This window comes from Gilliamella sp. B3482 (assembly GCF_026536805.1).
Lineage (GTDB): Bacteria > Pseudomonadota > Gammaproteobacteria > Enterobacterales > Orbaceae > Gilliamella > Gilliamella apicola_E.
Window position 1 is genome coordinate 143,157 of sequence record NZ_JAFNNL010000003.1, and the last position, 22,267, is coordinate 165,423.

Genomic DNA, 22,267 nt, shown 5'->3' on the forward strand with positions numbered 1-22,267 from the left:
AGATCAAAACATGAAATTTAGTGAAAGTTGGCTACGTGAATGGATCAATCCAGAAATTAGTAGCGAAATGTTAGCTGACCAATTAACCATGGCTGGACTAGAAGTCGATGATGTTGAAAAAGTTGCTGGTGATTTTTCAGGTGTCGTTGTTGGAAGGGTAGTTGAGTGTAAACAACATCCTAATGCTGATAAGCTCCGTGTAACTAAAGTCGATATTGGCAAGCCTGAATTACTGGATATTGTTTGTGGTGCACCAAATTGTCGTCAGGGTTTAACTGTTGCTTGTGCAACAATTGGGGCTGTTCTACCAGGTGATTTTAAAATTAAAGCCGCCAAATTACGTGGTGAACCTTCAGAAGGTATGCTTTGTTCTTACTCTGAATTAGGAATATCTGAAGATCATAGTGGCATTATTGAATTGCCTGATGATGCACCTTTAGGGCAAGATATCCGAAAATATCTAAATCTTAATGATGTTATGATTGAGATTAGTGTTACGCCTAATCGGGCTGATTGTTTTGGTATCATTGGTGTTGCCCGAGATATCTCTGCAGTTAACAATATTCCAATGAAACAACTTAATATTGAAAGTGTTCCAGCAACTATTGCTGATACTGTGTCAATTGAAATAAATGAACCTAAAGCTGCGCCACGTTATCTTGGTCGAGTAATAAAAAATATTGATGTTAATGCAACAACACCACTTTGGATGAAAGAGAAATTACGCCGTGGTGGTATTCGCTCAATTGATGCCATTGTCGATATTACTAATTATGTATTATTAGAATTAGGTCATCCGATGCACGCATTTGATTTGGCGCAAATCGATTCAGGAATCATTGTTCGTTATGCTCATCAAGATGAAAAACTTGTTTTATTAAACGGGAATGAAGTCAAACTAAACGATAAAACACTCGTTATTGCCGATCATCAAAAAGTATTAGCAATGGCTGGTATTATGGGGGGAGAAAAATCTGGCGTAACAACTTCCACAAAAGATATCTTCCTTGAATCAGCTTTTTTTGCACCATTAGCAATAACTGGTAAAGCTCGTGAATATGGTTTACACACTGATGCTTCTCACCGTTATGAACGTGGTGTTGATCCTTATTTACAATTATCTGCTATGCAAAGAGCAACTCAATTAATTGTTGATATTTGTGGTGGTGATGTAGGTCCTATCTCTGAAATTACAAACGAAAAAGAGCTTCCTTCTCAAGCTACAATTCAACTACGTAGACATAAAGTGGATCAAATTATAGGTTATGTAATTGAAACTCAAAAAATTACAGACATTTTAGTTAGATTGGGCTGTGAAGTTTCTTATAATGAAAATGTTTGGACTGTTAAATCACCAAGTTGGCGATTTGATTTGCAAATCGAAGAGGATTTAATTGAGGAAGTTGCTCGAATTTATGGCTATAACAATATTCCTAATGTGAATCTGAAAATAGAATCTGTAATGAAGCCAAAACCTGAAAATATAGTCCCTTTGTCTAGAGTGAAAAATTTATTAGTAGATAAAGGTTATCAAGAGGCTGTGACTTATAGTTTTGTTGATCCTAAAATTCAACAACTTCTTCACCCAGAGCAGCATCATATTACATTACCTAATCCTATTTCGAGTGAAATGTCAGTTATGCGTTTATCATTATGGTCAGGGTTATTAGATGCTGTAATATATAATCAAAATCGCCAACAATCTCGGATGAGATTATTTGAAACTGGCTTACGTTTTATTCCAGATGATTCATGTGAATTTGGTGTTCGCCAGGAATTGATGCTTGCTGGTGTTCTTACTGGCACTCTTTATGAAGAGCATTGGTCATTACCTAAACAAAATAATGATTTTTATGATTTGAAAGGGGACTTAGAGTTACTATTTTCTCTTTTAGGTTGTAATGAAAAAATTGTATACCAGAAATCAGAGCTTGATGCATTACATCCTGGACAAAGTGCTGCTATTTACTTGAATGGCGAGCTTATTGGTAATTTTGGTGTTTTACATCCAGAAATTGAAAAAAAATTATCTTTAAATAGTAAAACGCTTGTTTTTGAAATAAATTTAGATAAAATTAATGATAAAAGAGTACCAGTTGCTCATGAGTTATCTAAATATCCGTCTAATAAGCGAGATATTGCTGTAGTTGTATCTAACACAATACCAGCAGCAGATATTATTTCTGAGTGTAAACATGCTGGTGGTGAACAACTTGTAAGAGTTAATTTATTTGATGTATATCAAGGTGAAAACATAGATAAAGATCAGAAAAGCCTTGCTATCAGTTTGATTTTACAAGACAAATCACGTACACTAGAAGAAGAAGATATAACAAACATTGTAAGCAAGTGTGTTATTGCTTTACAAAACCGTTTCAATGCCCTATTAAGAGAATAATAATTATGACATTAACTAAAGCTGATATTGCAGATCGTCTTGCCGATAAATTTGATATTGATCGTCAAGAAGCTAAAGTCCTAGTTGAACTTTTTTTCGAAGAAATTCGTGTTGCTTTAGAAAAAGGTGAACCAGTTAAACTCTCTGGATTTGGTAATTTCGCTGTTCGTGATAAAAATTCACGACCAGGTCGTAATCCAAAAACAGGCGAAAGTGTTGATATCTCAGCTCGTCGAGTTGTCACATTTAGACCAGGTATTAAATTTAGAGAACGAATTGAGAAAAATTTAACGCTATAGTTAAACATTTTTAAATTTCGTTTGATATGTAATAGCCTTCCTGTTGTTATTACAAGATAGGAAGGTTAGTTCTTTTTTCGTTATAAATATTGTAATAATTTGCTAATTAAAGCATAATAACGCCTCTCCAATGGAGGCTCTATGGGTCCTCTTGCAACATTTTTTTGCTCATCAGGTCAGGTCCGGAAGGAAGCAGCCAAAGTAAAAAATATGTGTGTGGGATGTGGCTGATAGGGTCTCCTCCAAAATTCTCTAAATTAATATTGCTTTTAACTTACCATTGTTTTTAATGGCTATTAAATAGTCACTTAATTTATCCTTTCAAAATTTCATATTAAAGAGGTTGTAGAGATGCAACATTTTTGCGATCATATATCAAATTTTATTTATCTTCTTAAGTAAAATTATTCATATTAGAAAAACAGTAATGAGGAATTATTTATGATGCGAGTTGGATTATTTATCCTAACTAACTTAGCTGTTATGTTTGTATTTGGTATTATTTTAAGTATTTGTGGCGTTGATGCTCATAGTACATTAGGATTACTTATATTTGCAGCTATATTTGGTTTTGGTGGGTCTTTTATTTCACTTCTTTTATCTAAAAGAATGGCTTTAAGTTCTGTTGGTGGGAAAATAATTACTAATCCTCGCAACGCTCAAGAGCAATGGCTTTTAGATGTAGTTAATCGTCAAGCAAATGAATTGAAATTAAAAACACCACAAGTTGCGATTTATCAAGCAGAAGATATAAATGCTTTTGCAACCGGAGCAACTAAAAATAATTCTCTCGTAGCTGTTAGCTCGGGTCTTTTAGCCGCTATGACTCAAGATGAAGCTGAAGCTGTAATTGGACATGAAATGAGTCACGTTGCAAATGGTGATATGGTGACAATGGCGCTTTTACAAGGTGTACTTAATACTTTTGTTATTTTCATTTCACGAATTTTTGCTTCAATCGTAACAAAAGCTTTGGAAGATAGAAGTGAAGGATTATCTACTTTTGCTTATTATTTCATCGTAATGATTTTTGAAACTGTATTTGGTATTTTAGCAAGCATCATTGCTATGTGGTTTTCACGTTATCGAGAGTTCCATGCTGATGCAGGCTCAGCAAAATTAGTAGGGTCTACTAAAATGATTGCTGCTTTAGAAAAATTAAAATTGAGTCATGAGCCAAGTGAAGAAGCATCAATTTTGGCATTCTGTATTAATGGTGAGAAGAAAGCTAGATTTTCTCAACTATTCTTATCTCATCCACCTTTAGATAAACGTATTGAAGCATTGCGTAATCAATCTAATATTATTTAATAAATAATATTTAAAAACTTCCATGGCAAATATTAATTGTATTTGCCATTTTTTAATTAAAATTTAATATACCATCCTAATATTTTCTCAGAGAATCTCTCATGTATAGGCAACACACAACTAAATTAGAATTACTTAGCCCCGCAAAAAATATAGAAATTGCAAAAGAAGCTATCTTACATGGAGCTGATGCTATTTATATTGGCGGTCCTCAATTTGGTGCTCGTCATAATGCTGGTAATTCAGTAAGTGATATTGCTAAACTAGTAGAATTTGCTCATCATTTTTATTCTAAGGTTTTTGTAACTTTAAACACAATTCTTCATGACAATGAGCTTGAAGCTGCAAGGCAATTAATTTGGCAATTATATAATGCTGGGGTGGATGCTTTGATAGTTCAAGATATGGGAATATTAGCTATGGATATTCCACCAATCGATTTACATGCTAGTACCCAAATGGATATTAGAACGCCAGAAAAAGCTAAATTTCTTTCCGATGTAGGTTTTTCTCAAATAGTTTTAGCGAGAGAATTAAATTTAACCGAAATAGCAAACATACATCAACAAATTGATGCAAATATTGAATTTTTTATTCATGGCGCATTATGTGTTGCATTTTCTGGTCAATGCTATATTTCTCATGCACAAACGGGGCGAAGCGCTAATCGAGGCGACTGTTCTCAAGCTTGTCGATTGCCATTTACATTAAAAGACGAACAAGGTCGCATCGTCGCTTATGAAAAACATCTTTTATCAATGAAGGATAATAATCAGTCTGATAATTTAATAGAGTTGATACAAGCCGGAGTGAGATCTTTCAAGATTGAAGGCAGATACAAAGATTTGAGTTATGTTAAAAATATAACCGCATTTTATCGTAAAAAATTAGATAATATTTTAGAAAAAAACACAGATTTTGTTGCTGCATCGAGTGGCAAAACTGAACACTTTTTTACCCCAGATCCAAATAGAACATTCCACAGAGGATCTACCGATTATTTTGTTCGAGGTAGACAAGCCAATATTGGTGCATTTGATTCACCCAAATTTATTGGCTTAACAATTGGTGAAATTATAAAAATTACTAAACAATCTATCGTAATAAAATCAGAACAAGCGTTAACTAATGGTGATGGATTAAATGTTTTAATCAAAAGGGAAATTATAGGTTTTAGAGCTGATAAAGTAGAAAAAATTGGTAATAATCATTATCAAGTATTTCCTAATGAAATACCTAAAGCATTATATTCTATAAAATTACCTTATCAAATTAATCGCAATTTAGATCATTATTGGCAACAAATTTTATTAAAAGAATCTAGTTGTCGTCGTATCGGTGTAACATTTAGGCTTAAAAATATAGCAAACGGTTTGGAGTTAATTGCATCAAGTGAAGAGGGTAGTAGCGTTAAAATTGAATTGAAAGGCCCATTTGAGCTAGCTATGCAACAGGATAAAGCTCTCAATAATATAAGAGATAGTTTATCTAAGTTAGGTCAGACAACCTATTATTTAGCGGAGTTAATTATTGATTTAAACCAAGCTTATTTTGTTCCCAACAGTCAATTAAATCAGTTAAGACGAGATATTATTGATAAATTAACTCTAGAACGATTAAATAATTATCGAAGAAATATTCGTAAACCTCAAGTACATCCAATACCGATATATCCTGAACAACAATTAAGTTTTTTAGCTAATGTTTATAATCACAAAGCTCGTGAATTTTATGCTCAACATGGTGTAAAACTAATCGAAAGTGCATTTGAAGCTCACGAAGTTAAAGATGACGTTCCTTTAATGACTACAAAGCATTGTCTAAGATTTGCATTTAATTTATGTCCAAAACAAGCTAAAGGGATTCAAGGAGTTAAGACTAAAGTAACACCAATGAAATTAATTCAAAATAATAATGAAGAATTAATTTTAAAATTCAACTGTAAAGCTTGTGAAATGCAGGTTTGGGGCAAAATCAAAAAACATATTTTAAAAACCCCAGTGCTTGGTAGTGATGTTATTTTACTGATAAATAACGGCTAACGTGTTGATAATTATTAATTTATATCTCATTAATAAAAAATATTAGCGATAAATAGTAATGTAAAAGGTGTTATTTTAGTTCGCAATAATGTTATTATTTAACATAATATAGATTATTAGAACCTTAATATTATGATTATATTAAATATAATTAATTAGGTGCGTAATAATTGAAAATAAGTGATAAATCCTATAACAAATTAATATACTGAGCTACTCAACACAACGCATTTCACATTATGTATACTGAATTAATTTAACTAATAAAATCAATAGATTGATGGTTTATTTTAAATAAACTTAATTTACTTAAAAATGTATCTATATCATCTTTCCATATCGTTATCTTTTATTTGTCTGATCGATTTTTTATTTGCCACATTCTGCTTAGCAGTTTGAAGTAGTTTAGCAAAGCTATCATCTTGTGATAGTTTATTTTCATCTTTATTAATTTCATTTTGAATAGATACAGATGGTAAACCTTTATCAATCTTGGAATCATAAATTTTTTCTTGTCGATTATAAACGGTTAATGATTCAATTTGCGTTGATTGACTTAGTTTATTCGCATTAACGGGTAAAGCTTCAACAACTTGATCATGCACATTTTTAGGAACGTAGCGTGGGATACGTCCTTGTTTTAAAGCCTTTTCATAACGAATATTAACACTTTGCCAACTAACCTCTTTTGGACAAATATGAATCAACACATCAACGCTGTAACCATTATTTTTTAAGTCATTAATTTGTTTTTCTGCTTTATCTATATTTTTGAGTGTGCCATCAATAATAATATTATACTTGGCATCAATAGCTCGTTTTTGTATTTCTTCTTTGATTTCGCTTGCAAATTGATGTGTATATTCTGAAGATTCTTTGCCATATTTTTCATACAATGTTTTGTAGTTTGGGTGACGTTCTCGATAAGAATCTAAGTCAATAATTAGGATGTTATTGCTGTATTCAGTTTGGAGTTTATTTGTAGAGGTAGATTTACCAGCTCCTGGTTGTCCGCCTACAACATAAGCTTTGGGGGTTTGTTGTGATGTCAATTCAGGCTGTTCTATATGAATATCAATCCATATGTCATTAACGATATGATTCTTTTCTTGATTAGATACATGGGATAATTGTTCATTGTTTTTCATATTAATTACTTATATTTATTTTCGATTAACTGGAAAAATTTTAATGCAGCTTCATAATCAATTTCTTCATAAGAAGTATCAGCAATTTTTTTTCTAAATTCTCTTAATTTTTTAATATCTTCTAACATATCTGATGTATATTCATTGCCATAGCCTTTTGCTTTTGAAATGCAAATTCGTACACTGTTATACATTTCTTCCCATAAAAACTCTTTTTCGTCAAAAGTCGCCATAAACTTTTCCTTTTCTGTATTAAATTTATAAACAGTTTAGATTATAGAATATATTTTTAATGGCGTCCAAATGAAAAGGCTCCCTATGCTTTCCTTTCCACTTGGAAGCCCCTCAAAATTTGTTTATAATTCAGCCGTTAATATCACCAAAACTAATTAAGGAGGATAGTATGCGGGACCAAAAAGAACGAGTTTACAGTATTGAAAGATTAACAAGAAATGAGTTTGAGTACGCATTAGAATTAAATTTAATTACACAAGAACAATATGACAACTATCTCCAGGAGCTCAATGAATTAACATCATATATTTATGAAAAGTATAAAGATGACCCAAGTTTTTATCCTGATGATTGGGATAAGATAAATAATTACTATGAAAAAATTGTAGCCTTAGATTTTGTTAGAGACTATATAAAAGAAGGGTTGGAAGACAGTTGGCTTATTGAGATGTGAACAATGAAAGTAGATAATATTAATCAACTTTTCGAGCAGATACAGCAGGTTGATAATCAAGGGACTTCGAATTTTGCACAAACCAATGCAAACTTCCCAAAAAATCCTTATACTCAAGACGTATATCAAGCTGATTTTTTATATGATAAAGGTCATCAAAAAGGATTTTCAGAGACTCGCTGGTTAACTGAAGCTGAAATACAGCTAAATAATTTACAAATAAAACCGGGTGAGAAAGATAATTTTTTTGAAAGTGATTTATATAAAGATAATGAAAAATTACGAAATATTAAATTTTATAACGTTGAACAATTAGATAAAACTTCATTTGATAAACTGCCGCCTGAAATTAAGCCAGAAAAACAGTGGCAGGAAAATTTAAAAGTCGAGCAATTTATAGCAAGTCAGGGAGTTAAGGTGTTACATAACAGCCCATCAAATCCTCGTTATGATCCCAAATCGCATACCATCCATATGCCCGATAAATCCCAGTATGAGACAGCAGAAGGATACTATCATGATATCTTCCATGAAATCGGACACTCAACCAGTCGAGAATTAGACAGAATACCGAAAACGAATGAACAGAAAAGATTATTTACACCCCGAGATGAATTAGTAGCCGAAACATCAGCGATGAAGCTTTGTAATTTAACGCAAATTGCATCAAATAAAAATAATAATTTAGCTTATATTAAGTTTAACTTAGCTAAATTTGGTGACGATAAAGAGGTTCAAAAGGCAGAATTAGGCAAAGCATTAACTGAGTCGGATAAAGTATTGGCATTAACCAAAAGTAAATATTTAACGGCTAAAAAACAGCTCACGACAATATCAAGTAAAATGTTAAATCAGACATTAGATACTCCAGGGAGAAATTTAGCAGAAAAATCTATTATTAACCAGAAAACAACATCGCAAGATATGGAGCTGGGAGATTAAACGATAAATTACCGTCACAATTATTTTATCGAAATTCACTCTTTAATTTTTATACACATTGTTATTTACTTTTTATGTTAATAATTGAATAGTGTTGATAATGTCAATAGCAAAGAGAAGGTCGCAGTCACGCAGTGAACTATTGACAACCCACCAAGTTTTATACTTAAGGAACGCATGACGAGCCTTTCCACTTGGACGCCCTCCAAAATTTGGTTATAATTCAGCCGTTAATATCACCAAAACTACCTAAGGAGAACAGTATGTGGGACCAAAAAGAGCGAGTTTACAGTATCGAAAGATTGACTAAAAATGAATTCAGACATGCTATGGCGGTCAATTTAATTACACAAGAGCAACATGACAACTATCTGCAGGAGCTCAATGAATTAACATCTTATATTTATGAAAAATATAAAGATAGTTTAGCTTTTTATGATGAGGATTGGATTAAAATCAATAACTATTATGAAAAAATTGTAGCCTTAGATTTTGTCAGGGATTATGTAAAAGAGGCGCTAGAAGACAGTTGGCTTATCGAGATGTAAATAATGACAGCAGACAATATTAATCGACTTTTCGAGCAAATACAGCAAGTTAATAATCAAGGGACTTCGAACTTTACACAAACCAATGCAAATTATCCCAAAAACCCTTATACCCAAGAGGTATATCAAGCTGATTTATTATATGATAAAGGTCATCAAAAAGGATTTTCAGACACTCGTTGGTTAACTGAGGATGAAATACAGGTAAATAATTTTCAAATAAAATCGGCTGAGAAAGATAACTTTTTTGAAAGTGATTTATATAAAGATAATCAGTATTATGAAAATATTAAGTTTTATAATGTAGAACAGCTGGATAAAGCATCCTTTGATAAACTGCCGCCTGAAATTAAGCCAGAAAAACAGTGGCAGGAAAATTTAAAAGTCGAGCAATTTATAGCAAGTCAGGGGGTTAAGGTGTTACATAACAGCCCGTCAAACCCTCGTTATAATGCTAAATCGCATACCATCCATATGCCCGATAAATCCCAGTATAAGACTGCCGAAGGATACTATAGCGATATCTTTCATGAAATCGGACATTCAACTAGTCGGGAATTGGGACGAACACCAACGACACCTGTGCAAGCAATAAATTTTTTCAAACGAGATGAATTAGTCGCCGAAACTTCAGCAATAAAGCTTTGTGAATTAACGAATGTTAATAGTAATAAAACCAATAATTTATCTTATTTAAAAGAGTTTTTAAGCAAATTTGGTGACGATAAAGATATTCAGAAGGAAGAGTTAAGCAAGGCATTAACTGAATCAGATAAGGTATTGGCGTTAACAAAGAGTAAATACTTAACAGCTAAAAAACAGCTCACGACAATATCAAGTAAAATGTTAAACCAGACATTAGATACTCCAGGAAAAAATTTAGCAGAAAAATCTATTATTGATCAGAAAATAATATCGCAAGGTATGGAGTTGGGAGATTAAACGATAAATTATCGTCACAATTATTTTATCGAAATTCACTCATTAATTTTTATACACATTGTTATTTACTTTTTATGTTAATAATTGAACAGTGTTGATAATGTCAATAGCAAAGCGAAAGTCGCAGTCACACAGTTAGCGAGCCTTTCTGCTTGGATGCCCTAAAAAATTTGGTTATAATTCAGCCGTTAATATCACCAAACTACCTAAGGAATGCAGTATGCGAGACCAAAAAGAAAGAATTGATAGAATGGAACGACGCTTAAGAAATGAATTTAGACATGCTTTGGCAGTAAATTTAATTACACAAGAACTACATGACAACTATCTGCAGGAGCTCAATGAATTAACGTCTTATATTTATGAAAAATATAAAGATAGTTTAGCTTTTTATGATGAGGATTGGATTAAAATTAATGACTATTATGAAAAAATCATTGAATTGGATTTTGTTCGTAGTCGAACAAAAGAGGGGTTAGAAGATGACTGGCTTATAGAGATGTAAATAATGACAGCAGACAATATTAATCGACTTTTCGATCAAATACAGCAAGTTAATAATCAAGGGACTTCGAACTTTACACAAACCAATGTAAACTATCCCAAAAACCCTTATACTCAAGAGGTCTATCAAGCAAACGATTTATATTCAGATAGCCACAAAAAGGGGTTTTCAGAGACCCGATGGTTAACTGAGGGTGAAATACAAACTCATAATTTGCAGATAAAACCGGATGAGAAAGATAATTTTTTTGAAAGTGATTTATATAAAGATAATCAGTATTATGAAAATATTAAGTTTTATAATGTAGAGCAGCTGGATAAAGCATCCTTTGATAAACTTCCGCCTGAAATTAAGCCAGAAAAACAGTGGCAGGAAAATTTAAAAGTCGAGCAATTTATAGCAAGTCAGGGGGTTAAGGTGTTACATAACAGCACATCAAATCCTCGTTATAATGCCAAATCACATACTATCCATATGCCCGATAAATCACAGTATGTGACTGCCGAAGCATACTATAACGATATCTTTCATGAAATCGGACATTCAACTAGTCGGGAATTGGGACGAACACCAACGACACCTGTGCAAGCAATAAATTTTTTCAAACGAGATGAATTAGTCGCCGAAACTTCAGCAATAAAGCTTTGTGAATTAACGAATGTTAATAGTAATAAAACCAATAATTTATCTTATTTAAAAGAGTTTTTAAGCAAATTTGGTGACGATAAAGATATTCAGAAGGAAGAGTTAAGCAAGGCATTAACTGAATCAGATAAGGTATTGGCGTTAACAAAAAGCAAATACTTAACAGCTAAAAAACAGCACACGACAATATCAAGTAAAATGTTAAACCAGACATTAGAGACTTCAGGAAAAAATTTAGCAGAAAAATCTATTATTAACCAGAAAACAACATCGCAAGATATGGAGTTGGGAGATTAAACGATAAATTATCGTCATAATCACTTTATTGAAATTAGAAATTTTATAGAAATTAATAATTTCTACAAAAAACCAGTTCGCATAATCTATATTATGTTAAATAACGTATATTAAATCAATTAAGTTCATTTATTCGCCACTCACCCTCTATTAACAATTCTAAATCTTTATAAGACTATTCTTTTATCAAGAATTCATTTATATTGTTTAGATTAATTACTTAGTGTAGTTATTTAAAAATTTAATAGTGATTTTCTATTTCTTTTCTTTTTATTGAATAGAAATACAAAAAAAATTGGTCAATTTTTGTTTTATGACAAAATATGGTAACCTTATCACTTCAAATCAACAGCCCTTGTATTTAGGATATTATGCATAGTATTTATAAGACATTACGTTCCAATAGTTATTCTGTTCCGTGCGAATTATGCAGTCTCGGTGGGCTCTGTATTCCGATGTTACTCAATAATACATTAAGTAGTGTTTTAGAACGCAAAAGATCTTATTCAAAAGGCGAAATAATAGTTAAAGCAAAAACGCCATTTAAAAAATTCTTCATCGTTCATTCCGGTGCACTTAAAACATTTGTCACAACTTCTGAAAATAATGAACAAATTAATGGATTTTATCTACCTGGAGATATTGTTGGTTTAGACGCCATTTCAACCAAAGTTTATAACAACAACATTCAGGCATTAAGTAACACACTAATCTGTGAACTGCATTATGATGAATTAATGACATTAATTGATACTAATAAGAATGTTAGAGATTTAATCTTTAGATTATTAAGTGCTGACATTTATAATTATCAAAAATTGGTTCTTTGCTATTCTCAGAAAAAATCAGATGAGCGTCTGGCCACCTTTATTTATTCTCTTTACCTTCGATATCAGCAAAGAGGACATTCTTCTTTAAATATAAAACTAGCAATGAGCCGTGCTGAAATAGCTAATTATTTAGGATTAACGATTGAAACTGTAAGTCGTAATTTATCAAAATTACAAGAGCAAAATATTTTAATAGCTAAAGGTAAATATATTTATATCAATAATTTGGAAGCTTTAATAGATTTAGGAAATTAAATTTATTTATGCTAAAATAACTAAAAATTCATTGTAAGGTTTTTTATATGTTAAGTTTCAAGAAAACAATTATCGCTACAACTGTTGCGCTTATTCCATTTTGTTCTTTTGCTGCTCAGCAATTAACTGAAGAACAAGCAAACAGCATGCAATCTTTTAAAAGCATTACGATTCGAGGTGCTTTTTATACTGATAGCGATTATGTTATGGCTATGTCAAAGGCTGCAGACAATGAAGGAGCTGCTTCTTTTTACATAACAACAACAAATATCAGCCCTTCTAATGATACTTTGCGTATCGTTTATGCAAAATTATACAAAGCAGACGCACCTAAAGCTTTAGAACAACCAGAAACTTTACGTAAATTTGAAGGTGTTTACGAATATCCAAAATCTAAAGCAATTCGCTTAGAACCATTTAATATTGTGCGTATTCGTGGATACTTTCCGACAGATTATGATGTAAATCAAGCTATTGCTAAAGAAGCATCAGCGCAAGGTGCATATGGCTTTTACATAGATTCACGTTCAGAATTAGGCAGTAATATTCAAGTAGCTGCTTATTTATTTAAAAAAGATGCTCCTGAGCGTAAGTTACAACCTGAAAATGCTATTCCTTACGATTCTGAAGCGGGTCAATTAGCATTAGCTAAAGGTGGAGAAGCTGCAATGCAGGTTGAAAAACCTGGTTATTACTCCCCTTCTGCATTTAACGAGAAATATTATGCAGATAAATTTAATAATAAAGTAATTGATAAAACTACAACAAATTCTGCTGCAACTAATAAAGTTACAACAACATCAAATACAGAAACAATAAGTACCGTTGCCACTGAACCTCAAAGAGTAACTCGTTACACTGTCACTCTTCCTGATGGGCGAAAAATTCAGGAACTTAACGATGCAACTGCGGCTAAAATGGTTGCCTTTGATACACTGAAATTTAGAGGTTACTACGTTACTGATCAGGAAATTTCATATCAAGCAGGAAAAAGAGCAATAGAAGCTGGGGCTAAATATTATCATATTGCTCGAGTTGCTCATGATTCTAAAGGGCCAAACATCACTGTATTTGTAGATCTTTACAAATAATCAAAATGGGCGCATAAGCGCCCTTCTTTTTTATCCTTATAATTATATTCTATAATTCAGAAGATACAGTTTCTATTTGTTGTTTTATCCTTTTTGCAGAAATTGGATACGGTGTGCCGAGTTGTTGAGCGAATAAGTTAACTCTAAGTTCTTCTATCATCCATTTAATATTCGTAACATCATTCAATGATTTTTGATTTTCTGACAAACTATTAAACCAACTTTGATATTCGTTTTTCACTTCTTCTATTATATTCATTGATTGTCTATCTTTAGCCACATTAGTTCCTAGCTTCTCTGTCCGTTTTTCTATAGCAGTTAAATAGCGATAAATATCATGGAGTTTGTTATAACCAGTTTTTGCCACAAAACCCTTATAAACTAGCTCATTTAGCTGCGCTTTGATATCAGATAACGCAAATGCTAAAGACAAATCGATACGGCCTTTAAGTTTTTTATTAATATTAAAATGGAGAGTTAAAATTGATTCCACTTGTTTAGCTATATCAACTACAGTTTCATTGATATGTTCTTTGGTATGACCTAACAGTTTTTGATATTGTTCTTGATTGTCAACTTTCTGATTGTACTTCATAATCAAGTAGTCTATTCCACAGGCAATGCAGTCATCAATAAGGTTTAGAACTGTACCGAATGTATTAAAATATAAGCCTAATTTAGATTTATTTGGTAACTTTTCGTGCAAATATTTAATTGGAGATGGAATATTTAAAATCAACAATCGTCTAATCCCGAGCTTGGTTAATCTTTTTTGTTCTTCAAGTGAATTAACCAGTTTAATACTGACCGAATTTTGATTATCAATGATGGCTGGATAGGCTTTAACTGTATAATTATTTTGTTTTTCTTCATAAATACTTGGTAAGTGACCAAAATTCCAATCAATAATATTATCTTTCTCTATTTTGACAGATTTTTTTTGAGTCAGCGATGATAATGCTTCTTGAACTTCTGTTTTAAGATGTTCTTTAATCATCATTAGATCTTTGCCAAAAGCTATTTCTCGTCCCTTATCAACGATACTAAAATTCATTTTTAAGTAATCTGGTACTTGTTCTAATTGCCAATCAGTTGGCTGAATTTTTATACCTGTCATTTTCCTAAATTCATTTTCTAATGTTTCAAGTAATGGATGTTCAATTGAATTAACTCTACTTAAAAAAGCCTCAGCATAGTTAGGTGCAGGAACTAAGCTTTTGCGTAAAGATTTTGGTAATGATTTTATTAAAGCAATAACTAAATCATAACGAAATCCAGGTACTTGCCAATCAAATCCTGTATCTTTTATTTGATTTAATATATTAAGCGGAATAGAAATTGTTACACCGTCACGTGCATTACCTAGATCAAATTGATAAGTTAAAGGTAATTTCAAGTTATTCTGATACCAAAAATCTGGATAATCATTTATTTTTACAGGCTGAGCTGATTGTTTAATCAGCATATTTTTTTCAATATTTAAAAAATCAGGGTCTATTTTTTGTTTGTTTTTCCACCACGTATCAAAGTGTTTTGCGGAAATAACTGATTTGTCTATTCGTTCATCATAAAAATTATAAAGATCATCATCATCAATCAGAATATCCTGACGACGAGATTTATGTTCAAGATCCTCAACTTCATTGATTAATTTCTGATTTTGTTTATAAAACTGGTGATTAGTTTGCCAATCACCTTCAACCAAAGCATTCCGAATAAATAAGGAACGACTTAGTACTGGGTCAATTTTACTATAATTAACTATGCGGTTTGCAACAATTGGTAGACCGAATAAAGTTACTTTTTCATTGGCTAGAGTTGTCCCATTCTTTTTAGACCATCTAGGCTCACTATAACTATATTTAACTAGATGTTTTGCTAATGGTTCAATCCAATCTGCTTCAATTTTAGCAGCCGTTCTACCCCATAGACGGCTTGTCTCAACAAGTTCACTAGCTATACACCATTTTGGTTGATTTTTGAAGATGGCTGAATTAGGGAATATAGCAAATTTAATATTACGAGCACCGATATATTCATGTTTTTCAATTTCTTTCATGCCAACATGTGACAATAAGCCGCTTAATAACGCAGTATGCAGTGAACGATAATCCGCTAATTGACTATTAATCGGAAAAGCAAGTTGTTTAATGGTTTGTCTAATTTGTGTATAAACATCTTGCCATTCTCGAATTCTAAGATAGTTAAGATATTCTTTTTTACACAACCGTCTAAATTGATTACCCGACAAATCTGCTTGTTGATTTGTTACATAATTCCATAAATTGATAAGTGATATAAAATCAGATTCTTTATCAGCAAATCTACGGTGTTTCTCATCAGAAGCTTGCTGTTTATCAAATGGCCTTTCTCGAGGATCTTGTATTGATAGTGCTGCCACAATAATCATAACTTCTTTTATACAACCTAACCGTCTAGCTTCAACTAGCATTCTAGCTAATCTAGGATCAATAGGTAATTGAGATAAAATTCTTCCTATCTCGGTTAAATGATAATGATGATGTTTAGTATAAATCGCACCTAATTCTTCCAATAATCTTATACCATCACGAATGTATCTAGAATCAGGTGCTTCAACAAATGAAAAAGCAGCTATATCACCTAAACGCAATGAAGTCATTTGTAATATAACTGAAGCTAAATTAGTTCGAAGAATTTCAGGCTCAGTAAATTCAGGTCTGGATAAAAAATCTTGTTCATCATATAAACGTATACAAATACCATCTGAGGTTCTACCACAACGCCCTTTTCGTTGATTCGCTGATGCTTGAGAAATGGGTTCAATAGGTAATCGTTGAACTTTAGTTCGATAACTATAACGACTAATTCTTGCTAAACCAGGATCAATAACATATTTAATACCAGGAACGGTCAAGGATGTTTCAGCCACATTTGTTGCTAAGATAATTCTTCGAGCACTGTGTGATAGAAAGATACGATTTTGTTCAGATGCAGATAATCTAGCATATAAAGGCAAAATCTCAGTATGTTTCAGTTCAATTTTCCTCAGTGTATCAGCCAGATCACGTATTTCACGCTCCCCTGTAAGGAAAATCAAAATATCCCCATTACTTTCAAAAGATAATTCATCGATTGCATCTATAATAGGCTGAAAATCATTATTTTTCTCATTTCCATAATCATCATTAAGAATTGTTGGACGATATCTAACTTCGACAGGATAGGTTCGACCTGAAACTTCAATGATTGGAGCATGATTAAAATGATTTGAAAAACGTTCAACATCTATTGTAGCTGAAGTTATGATGACTTTTAAGTCAGGACGTTTAGTTAATAATTGTTTCAAATATCCCAAAATAAAATCGATATTTAAACTACGTTCATGAGCTTCATCTATAATAATAGTATCATATTGAAGTAATAATTTATCTTGCTGAATCTCTGCCAGTAAAATTCCATCAGTCATCAATTTCACCAAAGTAGTTTCGCTGACATGATCAGAAAATCTGACTTTATAGCCCACTAAGTTGCCTATTTCTGTTTTTAATTCCTCAGCAATACGATTGGCAACTGAACGAGCTGCTAACCTTCTCGGTTGGGTATGGCCAATAAAACCTTTAACACCTAAGCCTAGTTCCAAACATATTTTAGGTATTTGTGTCGTTTTTCCTGAACCTGTTTCACCGGCAATAATTACAACTTGATTATTTTTAATTACTTCAGCTATCGCCTCTTTTTTATCAACTACTGGTAAATTATCTGGAAAATCGATATGTTTAGGTAGCGATTGTAATCGAACATTATAATGTTCAACAGCTTGTGTAATCGCTTCTTCGATGGTATCTGAATTTTGATTTTTGTTTGAAAGCTTTCTTATTTTATGTTGATCTAAGAAAGTCATTGATTGAAAAAATTTAATTTGCTGTTGAATTAACATAAAGAGTAAAATGTAATTATTAAATTTTAATTAAAGTGATTATATCAAATTTAGCCAACTATTAGGAGTTAAGATGAAAAAGACTTTACTATTAATAATGCTTTTTACTGGAACTTTCGTGATGAGTGGTTGTGGAGAATCTAAGAATGTTAAAGCTGAAGATTTAATGCACCATCGCTTTGTATTGATTAAAGCCAATGGTCAAGATATTTCAGCAGATAAAAACGCTGAGCTTGAATTTGGTGAAAACATGAATATTTATGGAAAAATGTGTAATCGCTTTGTTGCAAAAGTAGAATTGGAAAACGAAACGATCAAAGGCCCTGGTGTTAGTATGGCAAAAATAGCTTGTGATGATGAGCAATTGAGTAAGTTAGATGATACCATCGCTCAATTAATTCAAGACGGAGCATCAGTCAGTTTGGACAAAGAACAATTGACTTTAAAAAATAAAGATATTGAACTAATTTATCAACTTAAAGATTTAATGTAATTTTAAAAGGCATTTTTTATCACAAACTTGCTAAAAATTTAACCAAAAAAGATGTTTTAGTTTTTTCTATCTCAATTGATGTCTAGTTTTTTGATAAAAAACTTTATTTAAAATGTCGTTAAGACTATAATAAAAAAAGTTTTTAAGAATGGTTTATATTGATGAGATTACCAAATTCTTTAGATATTGCTTTTAATAAGAGTAACTTTTTAAAGTTACTCTTCCCTTTTTATACCAATGCGCTGGCATTGGTTTTTTTTGTTTAAATATTTATATTTAAAACCATTTATTTAAATTTGAACATTAACTTTAACAACTAGTAGATAATATTATGAAAAAGACAAAAATCGTTTGTACCATAGGTCCAAAATCAGAATCAAAAGAGATGCTAACTAAATTATTAAATGCAGGCATGAATGTAATGCGTTTAAACTTCTCTCATGGTGATTATGAAGAGCATGGTAATCGAATCAAAAATTTACGTGAAGTAATGCAAGAAACAGGCTTAAAAGCTGCCATCATGTTAGATACTAAAGGCCCAGAAATTCGTACTATTAAGCTTGAAGGTGGTAACGATGTATCACTTGTAGCAGGCCAAACTTTCACTTTTACTACTGATGAAAATGTAGTTGGTAATTCAGAACGTGTAGCCGTTACATATAAAGGATTTGCTCAAGATCTTAAACCAGGTAACCGTGTATTAGTTGATGATGGTTTAATCGCTATGGACGTTCAAGAAATCAAAGGTAACGAAGTTATTTGTAAAGTTTTAAATAACGGTGACCTTGGTGAAAATAAAGGTATTAACTTACCTGGTGTTTCAATCAAATTACCTGCACTAGCTGAAAAAGATAAAAATGACTTAATTTTCGGTTGTGAACAAGGTGTAGATTTTATTGCAGCATCATTTATCCGTAAACGTTCTGATGTTGAAGATATTCGTGCTCATCTTAAAGCTCACGGTGGTGGTGAAATCAAAATCATTTCTAAAATTGAAAATCAAGAAGGTCTAGATAACTTTGATGAAATTTTAGAAGCATCTGACGGTATCATGGTTGCTCGTGGTGACCTAGGGGTAGAAATTGCAGTTGAAGAAGTTATTTTTGCTCAAAAAATGATGATTAAAAAATGTAATAAAGCTTCAAAACCAGTTATTACTGCAACTCAAATGTTAGATTCAATGATCAAAAATCCACGCCCTACTCGTGCTGAAGCAGGCGACGTTGCTAATGCAATCATTGATGGTACAGACGCTGTTATGCTATCAGGCGAAAGTGCTAAAGGTAAATATCCATTTGAAGCAGTTAATGTGATGGCTACTATTTGTAAGCGTACTGATGGTACTATTCCAGCTAAACTAGAGCTAACAACAAAAGAAGAAACATTACGTATTACTGCTGCTGTATGTTGTGGTGCTGTTGAAATCGCAGAACGATTAAATGTACCATTAATTGTTGTTGCTACTCGTAGCGGTAAATCAGCTCGTGAACTTCGTCATTACTTCCCGACAGCTCGTATTTTGGCTCTATCTTCAAGCCAAAAAACTGTCAATCAACTTGCCTTATCTAAAGGTGTTGAGCCTATTTTAATTGATGCAATTAATTCAACTGATGATTTCTACCGTTTAGGTAAAGAAATGGCTGTTAAAATTTGTAATGTAAAACAAGGTGATACAATTGTTATGGTATCAGGTGCATTAGTTCCTAGCGGAACAACTAACACAACTTCTGTTCACCGCATCTAATCACATTTAATTTTGTTTAAATGAATGATAAAAAGCTAGCTATATGCTAGCTTTTTTTTTATCTTACGTTATTCTGTAATAAATCAAATTAGCGGAATGGGCATTACAAAAAATGATAATAGAAAATGTATATTTACCAAAAGAACTAAGTTGGTTATCATTTAACCAACGGGTGTTACAAGAGGCTGCTGATGAAAGTAATCCTCTCATAGAACGAATCCGTTTTTTAGGTATCTACTCAAGTAATCTTGATGAATTTTATAAAGTCCAATTTGCAAATTTAAAAAAATATGTCCTTATTGAGCAAGAACAAGCTCAAGCAACATCAAATGCTAAACATTTATTACGCCAGGTTAACCAAAAAGTCATTCAACTTGAATTACAATTTGATCAGCTCTATAACGAGCTATTGTTAGAAATGGCAAGGAATCAGATTTTCTTAATAAATGAAAGACAACTTACCACTTACCAAGAAAATTGGATAAAAAATTATTATAAACAAAATTTAAGGCAGTATATTACCCCTATTTTGTTAGATAGCCATACTGAGTTGATTCAATTTTTAAAAGATGATCATGCTTATTTAGCTGTTGAAATTATCTGTAAAGATAGTATTAGCTATGCATTACTTGAGCTTCCTACCGATAATGCGCCTCGGTTTGTTTTATTACCTTCAGAAGTTTCAACTAAAAATAAATCAATTATTTTTTTAGATAACATTTTACGTTACTGTTTAGCGGATATTTTTAAAGTCTTTTTTGATGCGGTAGAATTAAATGCTTATTCAATAAATATTAATCGTGATGCTGAATACGAATTAAATACCGAACTTGATAGTTTACTTGAGTTAATGTCTCAAGGTTTAAAACAGAGGTTAACTGCTCAGCCAGTTCGTTTTACATACCAAAAAGATATGCCAAAGGCATTATTTGAATTATTGATAAATAAACTAAGATTAACTGAACAAGATGCAATGCCTGGTGGACGTTATCCCAATTTCAAAGATTTAGCAAATTTTCCAGATCTTGGTGTCAAAAACTTACTTAATAAACGCTTACCAAGCCTTGCTTATAATCGATTCAAGAAATTCAGAAATGCTTTTGCAACAATAAAAGACCGAGATGTATTGCTCTATTATCCTTACTATTCATTTGGACATGTGCTTGAAATTATGCGACAAGCGTCATTTGATCCTGCTGTTACCCATATTCGAATGAATATTTATCGAGTAGCTAAAGATTCCAGATTTATTCATGCTGCTATAAATGCAGCAAACAACGGTAAAAAAGTCACGGTAGTGGTAGAACTGCAAGCTCGATTTGATGAAGAAGCAAACATAAAATGGGCTAAAAGGTTAATTCGTAGTGGTATAAAAGTTATCTATTCACAACCAAAACTTAAAATTCATGCCAAACTATTCTTAATCGATCGTAAAGAAGACGATCGAATTGTCCGTTATGCTCATATTGGTTCAGGTAATTTTAATGAAAAAACTGCACGTATTTATACAGATTTTTCATTATTAACGGCTGACCCTGCGATTACCGATGAAGTTATCAAAGTATTTAACTTTATTGAAAACCCATTTAAACCGGTAACTTTTCATCATTTATTAGTTTCGCCACAAAATACACGATTACGCTTTCATGAATTTATTGAAAGAGAAATCAATAATGCCAAAGCTGGGAAACCTTCAGGGATCTATCTTAAACTCAATGCAATAACTGATAAAGAGATGATAAATCAACTCTACAAAGCTTCTTGTGCTGGCGTAAAAATACGCATGATTGTGCGAGGTACCTGTATACTTGTTCCTCAAATTCCTAATTTAAGTGAAAATATCTATGTAACCAGTATTGTTGACCAGTATCTCGAACATGCTCGAGTTTATATTTTCGAAAATGACGGTAATAAAGATACCTACATATCATCTGCCGATTGGATGCCTAGAAATCTTGATAACCGTATTGAGGTTGGCGTAAAAATATTTGATCTGACATTAAAATCCACTATTCATAATATTTTCAATATTCAGTGTAATGATAATGTCAAAGCTCGAATTATCGATAAAGATAATATGAACAATTACGTCCAAAGAGGTAATAAAAAGAAAGTAAGAGCACAACGTGCAATTTATGATTATCTAAAACAATTAGAATCAGCAAGTTAA

18 protein-coding genes and 1 other RNA gene are annotated in these 22,267 nt (G+C 31.9%); 16 read left to right on the forward strand and 3 right to left on the reverse strand.

Features of this window, described 5'->3' with window-relative positions; all coding sequences use genetic code 11:
- The first annotated feature begins 10 nt into the window (after positions 1-10).
- From pheT to J3U18_RS06120, 5 genes are all read left to right on the forward strand, one after another.
- A complete protein-coding gene (pheT, locus tag J3U18_RS06100) occupies positions 11-2,398 on the forward strand; it encodes a phenylalanine--tRNA ligase subunit beta (RefSeq protein ID WP_267353244.1) in 2,388 nt (795 codons plus the stop codon).
- A gap of 5 nt (positions 2,399-2,403) precedes the next feature.
- Entirely contained in the window at positions 2,404-2,697 is a 294-nt protein-coding gene (locus tag J3U18_RS06105) for an integration host factor subunit alpha (RefSeq protein ID WP_034882129.1), read from the forward strand.
- A 140-nt stretch (positions 2,698-2,837) separates the two neighbouring features.
- An RNA gene (gene ffs, locus J3U18_RS06110) (signal recognition particle sRNA small type) lies at positions 2,838-2,933 on the forward strand.
- Between the two features lie 205 nt (positions 2,934-3,138).
- Positions 3,139-4,008 carry a protease HtpX gene (gene htpX, locus J3U18_RS06115; protein ID WP_267353245.1) on the forward strand — a complete coding sequence of 290 codons (870 nt, stop codon included), beginning with the start codon at positions 3,139-3,141 and terminating at the stop codon, positions 4,006-4,008.
- A 101-nt stretch (positions 4,009-4,109) separates the two neighbouring features.
- Positions 4,110-6,050 carry a peptidase U32 family protein gene (locus tag J3U18_RS06120; protein ID WP_267353246.1) on the forward strand — a complete coding sequence of 647 codons (1,941 nt, stop codon included), beginning with the start codon at positions 4,110-4,112 and terminating at the stop codon, positions 6,048-6,050.
- Between the two features lie 326 nt (positions 6,051-6,376).
- Here J3U18_RS06120 and J3U18_RS06125 read toward each other — a convergent pair whose 3' ends face one another.
- Both J3U18_RS06125 and J3U18_RS06130 read right to left on the reverse strand, forming a co-directional pair.
- Complete coding sequence (locus J3U18_RS06125; protein ID WP_267353247.1) at positions 6,377-7,198, reverse strand: zeta toxin family protein; 822 nt, start codon at positions 7,196-7,198, stop codon at positions 6,377-6,379.
- A gap of 5 nt (positions 7,199-7,203) precedes the next feature.
- Complete coding sequence (locus tag J3U18_RS06130; RefSeq protein WP_267353248.1) at positions 7,204-7,431, reverse strand: hypothetical protein; 228 nt, start codon at positions 7,429-7,431, stop codon at positions 7,204-7,206.
- Positions 7,432-7,601: 170 nt separating this feature from the next.
- Here J3U18_RS06130 and J3U18_RS06135 point away from each other — a divergent pair, with 170 nt between their 5' ends.
- The 8 genes from J3U18_RS06135 (at position 7,602) to J3U18_RS06170 (ending at position 13,941) form a co-directional block, all read left to right on the forward strand.
- Positions 7,602-7,886, forward strand: coding sequence for a hypothetical protein (locus tag J3U18_RS06135; protein WP_267353249.1), 285 nt, complete (start codon positions 7,602-7,604; stop codon positions 7,884-7,886).
- A 3-nt stretch (positions 7,887-7,889) separates the two neighbouring features.
- A complete protein-coding gene (locus J3U18_RS06140) occupies positions 7,890-8,828 on the forward strand; it encodes a zincin-like metallopeptidase domain-containing protein (protein WP_267353250.1) in 939 nt (312 codons plus the stop codon).
- A 263-nt stretch (positions 8,829-9,091) separates the two neighbouring features.
- Positions 9,092-9,376, forward strand: a complete 285-nt coding sequence (locus tag J3U18_RS06145; protein ID WP_267353251.1) for a hypothetical protein — start codon at positions 9,092-9,094, stop codon at positions 9,374-9,376.
- A 3-nt stretch (positions 9,377-9,379) separates the two neighbouring features.
- Positions 9,380-10,318 carry a zincin-like metallopeptidase domain-containing protein gene (locus J3U18_RS06150; RefSeq protein WP_267353252.1) on the forward strand — a complete coding sequence of 313 codons (939 nt, stop codon included), beginning with the start codon at positions 9,380-9,382 and terminating at the stop codon, positions 10,316-10,318.
- Positions 10,319-10,538: 220 nt separating this feature from the next.
- Positions 10,539-10,823, forward strand: coding sequence for a hypothetical protein (locus J3U18_RS06155; protein WP_267353253.1), 285 nt, complete (start codon positions 10,539-10,541; stop codon positions 10,821-10,823).
- 3 nt (positions 10,824-10,826) lie between these two features.
- On the forward strand, positions 10,827-11,765 hold the full coding sequence (locus tag J3U18_RS06160) for a zincin-like metallopeptidase domain-containing protein (RefSeq protein WP_267353254.1): 939 nt from the start codon (positions 10,827-10,829) through the stop codon (positions 11,763-11,765).
- 371 nt (positions 11,766-12,136) lie between these two features.
- Positions 12,137-12,850, forward strand: coding sequence for a helix-turn-helix domain-containing protein (locus tag J3U18_RS06165; RefSeq protein WP_065562825.1), 714 nt, complete (start codon positions 12,137-12,139; stop codon positions 12,848-12,850).
- A 47-nt stretch (positions 12,851-12,897) separates the two neighbouring features.
- Positions 12,898-13,941, forward strand: a complete 1,044-nt coding sequence (locus tag J3U18_RS06170) for a YdgH/BhsA/McbA-like domain containing protein (protein WP_267330365.1) — start codon at positions 12,898-12,900, stop codon at positions 13,939-13,941.
- A 49-nt stretch (positions 13,942-13,990) separates the two neighbouring features.
- On the opposite strand, the gene hrpA is transcribed toward J3U18_RS06170, so the two are convergent.
- Positions 13,991-17,860, reverse strand: a complete 3,870-nt coding sequence (hrpA, locus tag J3U18_RS06175; RefSeq protein ID WP_267353255.1) for an ATP-dependent RNA helicase HrpA — start codon at positions 17,858-17,860, stop codon at positions 13,991-13,993.
- A 73-nt stretch (positions 17,861-17,933) separates the two neighbouring features.
- Here hrpA and J3U18_RS06180 point away from each other — a divergent pair, with 73 nt between their 5' ends.
- From J3U18_RS06180 to ppk1, 3 genes are all read left to right on the forward strand, one after another.
- A complete protein-coding gene (locus J3U18_RS06180) occupies positions 17,934-18,353 on the forward strand; it encodes an META domain-containing protein (RefSeq protein ID WP_065562827.1) in 420 nt (139 codons plus the stop codon).
- Positions 18,354-18,684: 331 nt separating this feature from the next.
- A complete protein-coding gene (gene pykF, locus J3U18_RS06185) occupies positions 18,685-20,097 on the forward strand; it encodes a pyruvate kinase PykF (RefSeq protein WP_267353257.1) in 1,413 nt (470 codons plus the stop codon).
- A 112-nt stretch (positions 20,098-20,209) separates the two neighbouring features.
- Positions 20,210-22,267, forward strand: coding sequence for a polyphosphate kinase 1 (gene ppk1, locus J3U18_RS06190; RefSeq protein WP_267353258.1), 2,058 nt, complete (start codon positions 20,210-20,212; stop codon positions 22,265-22,267).

Bases quoted from the DNA above. Each gene is read 5' to 3' on its own strand.
- pheT (WP_267353244.1), top strand. From the start codon at position 11: ATGAAATTTAGTGAAAGTTGGCTACGTGAATGGATCAATCCAGAAATT.
- J3U18_RS06105 (WP_034882129.1), top strand. From the start codon at position 2,404: ATGACATTAACTAAAGCTGATATTGCAGATCGTCTTGCCGATAAATTT.
- htpX (WP_267353245.1), top strand. From the start codon at position 3,139: ATGATGCGAGTTGGATTATTTATCCTAACTAACTTAGCTGTTATGTTT.
- J3U18_RS06120 (WP_267353246.1), top strand. From the start codon at position 4,110: ATGTATAGGCAACACACAACTAAATTAGAATTACTTAGCCCCGCAAAA.
- J3U18_RS06125 (WP_267353247.1), bottom strand. From the start codon at position 7,198: ATGAAAAACAATGAACAATTATCCCATGTATCTAATCAAGAAAAGAAT.
- J3U18_RS06130 (WP_267353248.1), bottom strand. From the start codon at position 7,431: ATGGCGACTTTTGACGAAAAAGAGTTTTTATGGGAAGAAATGTATAAC.
- J3U18_RS06135 (WP_267353249.1), top strand. From the start codon at position 7,602: ATGCGGGACCAAAAAGAACGAGTTTACAGTATTGAAAGATTAACAAGA.
- J3U18_RS06140 (WP_267353250.1), top strand. From the start codon at position 7,890: ATGAAAGTAGATAATATTAATCAACTTTTCGAGCAGATACAGCAGGTT.
- J3U18_RS06145 (WP_267353251.1), top strand. From the start codon at position 9,092: ATGTGGGACCAAAAAGAGCGAGTTTACAGTATCGAAAGATTGACTAAA.
- J3U18_RS06150 (WP_267353252.1), top strand. From the start codon at position 9,380: ATGACAGCAGACAATATTAATCGACTTTTCGAGCAAATACAGCAAGTT.
- J3U18_RS06155 (WP_267353253.1), top strand. From the start codon at position 10,539: ATGCGAGACCAAAAAGAAAGAATTGATAGAATGGAACGACGCTTAAGA.
- J3U18_RS06160 (WP_267353254.1), top strand. From the start codon at position 10,827: ATGACAGCAGACAATATTAATCGACTTTTCGATCAAATACAGCAAGTT.
- J3U18_RS06165 (WP_065562825.1), top strand. From the start codon at position 12,137: ATGCATAGTATTTATAAGACATTACGTTCCAATAGTTATTCTGTTCCG.
- J3U18_RS06170 (WP_267330365.1), top strand. From the start codon at position 12,898: ATGTTAAGTTTCAAGAAAACAATTATCGCTACAACTGTTGCGCTTATT.
- hrpA (WP_267353255.1), bottom strand. From the start codon at position 17,860: ATGTTAATTCAACAGCAAATTAAATTTTTTCAATCAATGACTTTCTTA.
- J3U18_RS06180 (WP_065562827.1), top strand. From the start codon at position 17,934: ATGAAAAAGACTTTACTATTAATAATGCTTTTTACTGGAACTTTCGTG.
- pykF (WP_267353257.1), top strand. From the start codon at position 18,685: ATGAAAAAGACAAAAATCGTTTGTACCATAGGTCCAAAATCAGAATCA.
- ppk1 (WP_267353258.1), top strand. From the start codon at position 20,210: ATGATAATAGAAAATGTATATTTACCAAAAGAACTAAGTTGGTTATCA.